Source organism: Bacillus sp. AFS055030 (assembly GCF_002574545.1).
Classification (GTDB): Bacteria; Bacillota; Bacilli; order Bacillales; family Bacillaceae_G; genus Gottfriedia.
The window spans coordinates 1-4,713 of record NZ_NUGT01000010.1 but is presented as its reverse complement, the minus strand read 5'-3'; the positions used below and the strand labels follow the sequence as shown (position 1 = coordinate 4,713).

The following is a 4,713-nucleotide window of genomic DNA, read 5'->3' as shown; positions in this document are numbered from 1 at the left end:
ATCAAACTTGTTAGTTAAGTCCTCGACCGATTAGTATCAGTCAGCTCCACGTGTCACCACGCTTCCACCTCTGACCTATCAACCTGATCGTCTCTCAGGGGTCTTACTAGCTTAACGCTATGGGAAATCTCATCTTGAGGGGGGCTTCATGCTTAGATGCTTTCAGCACTTATCCCTTCCACACATAGCTACCCAGCCATGCTCTTGGCAGAACAACTGGTACACCAGCGGTGTGTCCATCCCGGTCCTCTCGTACTAAGGACAGCTCCTCTCAAATTTCCTGCGCCCACGACGGATAGGGACCGAACTGTCTCACGACGTTCTGAACCCAGCTCGCGTACCGCTTTAATGGGCGAACAGCCCAACCCTTGGGACCGACTACAGCCCCAGGATGCGATGAGCCGACATCGAGGTGCCAAACCTCCCCGTCGATGTGGACTCTTGGGGGAGATAAGCCTGTTATCCCCGGGGTAGCTTTTATCCGTTGAGCGATGGCCCTTCCATGCGGAACCACCGGATCACTAAGCCCGACTTTCGTCCCTGCTCGACTTGTAGGTCTCGCAGTCAAGCTCCCTTATGCCTTTACACTCTTCGAATGATTTCCAACCATTCTGAGGGAACCTTTGGGCGCCTCCGTTACTCTTTAGGAGGCGACCGCCCCAGTCAAACTGCCCACCTGACACTGTCTCCGAGCCGGATCACGGCTCTAGGTTAGAATTTCAATACAGCCAGGGTAGTATCCCACCGACGCCTCCACCGAAGCTAGCGCTCCGGCTTCTCAGGCTCCTACCTATCCTGTACAAGCTGTACCAAAATTCAATATCAAGCTGCAGTAAAGCTCCACGGGGTCTTTCCGTCCTGTCGCGGGTAACCTGCATCTTCACAGGTACTATAATTTCACCGAGTCTATGGTTGAGACAGTGCCCAAATCGTTACGCCTTTCGTGCGGGTCGGAACTTACCCGACAAGGAATTTCGCTACCTTAGGACCGTTATAGTTACGGCCGCCGTTTACTGGGGCTTCAATTCAGAGCTTCTCCCGTAAGGGATAACCCCTCCTCTTAACCTTCCAGCACCGGGCAGGCGTCAGCCCCTATACTTCGCCTTGCGGCTTCGCAGAGACCTGTGTTTTTGCTAAACAGTCGCTTGGGCCTTTTCACTGCGGCTCTCCCGGGCATACACCCAAAAGAGCACCCCTTCTCCCGAAGTTACGGGGTCATTTTGCCGAGTTCCTTAACCATAGTTCTCTCGCTCACCTTAGGATTCTCTCCTCGCCTACCTGTGTCGGTTTGCGGTACAGGCACCTATTTCCTCGCTAGAAGCTTTTCTTGGCAGCGTAGAATCAGGAACTTCGGTACTATATTTCCCTCGCCATCACAACTCAGCCTTATGATGTGCGGATTTGCCTACACATCAGCCTAATTGCTTGGACGCGCATATCCAGCAGCGCGCTTACCCTATCTTTCTGCGTCCCTCCATCGCTCAAACGGAAATGAGGTGGTACAGGAATATCAACCTGTTGTCCATCGCCTACGCCTGTCGGCCTCGGCTTAGGTCCTGACTAACCCTGGGAGGACGAGCCTTCCCCAGGAAACCTTAGGCATACGGTGGACGGGATTCTCACCCGTCTTTCGCTACTCATACCGGCATTCTCACTTCTAAGCGCTCCACCAGTCCTTACGATCTAGCTTCAACGCCCTTAGAACGCTCCCCTACCACTGATACCATACGGTATCAATCCGCAGCTTCGGTGATACGTTTAGCCCCGTTACATTTTCGGCGCAGAGTCACTCGACCAGTGAGCTATTACGCACTCTTTAAATGGTGGCTGCTTCTAAGCCAACATCCTGGTTGTCTAAGCAACTCCACATCCTTTTCCACTTAACGTATACTTTGGGACCTTAGCTGGCGGTCTGGGCTGTTTCCCTCTTGACCACGGATCTTATCACTCGTAGTCTGACTCCTATGGATAAGTCATTGGCATTCGGAGTTTGACTGAATTCGGTAACCCGTTGGGGGCCCCTAGTCCAATCAGTGCTCTACCTCCAAGACTCTAACACATAAGGCTAGCCCTAAAGCTATTTCGGGGAGAACCAGCTATCTCCGAGTTCGATTGGAATTTCTCCGCTACCCACACCTCATCCCCGCACTTTTCAACGTGCGTGGGTTCGGACCTCCATTCAGTGTTACCTGAACTTCATCCTGGACATGGGTAGATCACTCGGTTTCGGGTCTACGACCACGTACTAAATCGCCCTATTCAGACTCGCTTTCGCTGCGGCTCCGTCTCTTCAACTTAACCTTGCACGGGATCGTAACTCGCCGGTTCATTCTACAAAAGGCACGCCATCACTCGTTAACGAGCTCTGACTATTTGTAAGCACACGGTTTCAGGTTCTCTTTCACTCCCCTTCCGGGGTGCTTTTCACCTTTCCCTCACGGTACTGGTTCACTATCGGTCACTAGGTAGTATTTAGCCTTGGGAGATGGTCCTCCCAGATTCCGACGGAATTTCACGTGTTCCGCCGTACTCAGGATCCACTCAAGAGGGAACGAGGTTTCAACTACAGGGTTTTTACCTTCTTCGACGGACCTTTCCAGGTCGCTTCATTTACCCCGTTCCTTTGTAACTCCGTATAGAGTGTCCTACAACCCCAAGAGGCAAGCCTCTTGGTTTGGGCTATCTTCCTTTTCGCTCGCCGCTACTTGGGAAATCGCTATTGCTTTCTATTCCTCCAGGTACTTAGATGTTTCAGTTCCCTGGGTCTGTCCTCAGTACCCTATGTATTCAGGTAAAGATACTACTCCATTACGAGTAGTGGGTTCCCCCATTCGGAAATCTCCGGATCAAAGCTTACTTACAGCTCCCCGAAGCATATCGGTGTTAGTCCCGTCCTTCATCGACTCCTAGTGCCAAGGCATCCACCGTGCGCCCTTTCTAACTTAACTAATTTTAAAACTAATTGAATTAAACTTACGCAGTTTAATGAATGACATTATCTAGTTTTCAAGGTACAAANNTCAAAACTAAACAAAACAATGAAGAAACATTTCATACATGAACCATCGGTTCATGATGTCTCCATAGAAAGGAGGTGATCCAGCCGCACCTTCCGATACGGCTACCTTGTTACGACTTCACCCCAATCATCTGTCCCACCTTAGGCGGCTGGCCCCTAAAAGGTTACCCCACCGACTTCGGGTGTTACAAACTCTCGTGGTGTGACGGGCGGTGTGTACAAGGCCCGGGAACGTATTCACCGCGGCATGCTGATCCGCGATTACTAGTGATTCCGGCTTCATGTAGGCGAGTTGCAGCCTACAATCCGAACTGAGAATAGTTTTATGGGATTAGCTCCACCTCGCGGTCTTGCAACCCTTTGTACTATCCATTGTAGCACGTGTGTAGCCCAGGTCATAAGGGGCATGATGATTTGACGTCATCCCCACCTTCCTCCGGTTTGTCACCGGCAGTCACCTTAGAGTGCCCAACTGAATGCTGGCAACTAAGATCAAGGGTTGCGCTCGTTGCGGGACTTAACCCAACATCTCACGACACGAGCTGACGACAACCATGCACCACCTGTCACTCTGTCCCCGAAGGGAAAGCCCTATCTCTAGGGTTGTCAGAGGATGTCAAGACCTGGTAAGGTTCTTCGCGTTGCTTCGAATTAAACCACATGCTCCACCACTTGTGCGGGCCCCCGTCAATTCCTTTGAGTTTCAGTCTTGCGACCGTACTCCCCAGGCGGAGTGCTTAATGCGTTAACTTCAGCACTAAAGGGCGGAAACCCTCTAACACTTAGCACTCATCGTTTACGGCGTGGACTACCAGGGTATCTAATCCTGTTTGCTCCCCACGCTTTCGCGCCTCAGCGTCAGTTACAGACCAGAAAGTCGCCTTCGCCACTGGTGTTCCTCCAAATCTCTACGCATTTCACCGCTACACTTGGAATTCCACTTTCCTCTTCTGCACTCAAGTTTCCCAGTTTCCAATGACCCTCCCCGGTTGAGCCGGGGGCTTTCACATCAGACTTAAGAAACCGCCTGCGCGCGCTTTACGCCCAATAATTCCGGACAACGCTTGCCACCTACGTATTACCGCGGCTGCTGGCACGTAGTTAGCCGTGGCTTTCTGGTTAGGTACCGTCAAGGTGCCAGCTTATTCAACTAGCACTTGTTCTTCCCTAACAACAGAGCTTTACGACCCGAAGGCCTTCATCGCTCACGCGGCGTTGCTCCGTCAGACTTTCGTCCATTGCGGAAGATTCCCTACTGCTGCCTCCCGTAGGAGTCTGGGCCGTGTCTCAGTCCCAGTGTGGCCGATCACCCTCTCAGGTCGGCTACGCATCGTCGCCTTGGTGAGCCGTTACCTCACCAACTAGCTAATGCGCCGCGGGCCCATCTGTAAGTGATAGCTAAAAGCCATCTTTCAATTAAGGAACAGGAGTTCCTTAATGTCATCCGGTATTAGCTCCGGTTTCCCGAAGTTATCCCAGTCTTACAGGTAGGTTGCCCACGTGTTACTCACCCGTCCGCCGCTAACTAACGGGAGCAAGCTCCCATTAGTCCGCTCGACTTGCATGTATTAGGCACGCCGCCAGCGTTCGTCCTGAGCCAGGATCAAACTCTCCATAAAAGTTAAGTTTAAATCTTGTATTGCTCAAAAAACTAATAATTGACGTTTACTTCATGTTTTGTTTAGTTTTCAAAG

At 51.5% G+C, this 4,713-nt stretch carries 2 rRNA genes; both read right to left on the bottom strand.

Features of this window, described 5'->3' with window-relative positions:
- Positions 1-10 precede the first annotated feature (10 nt).
- Positions 11-2,948: ribosomal RNA gene (locus tag CN925_RS04505) — 23S ribosomal RNA — on the bottom strand.
- Positions 2,949-3,087: 139 nt separating this feature from the next.
- Positions 3,088-4,638: ribosomal RNA gene (locus CN925_RS04500) — 16S ribosomal RNA — on the bottom strand.
- Together the 16S and 23S rRNA genes form the textbook arrangement of a ribosomal RNA operon.
- Positions 4,639-4,713 lie beyond the last annotated feature (75 nt).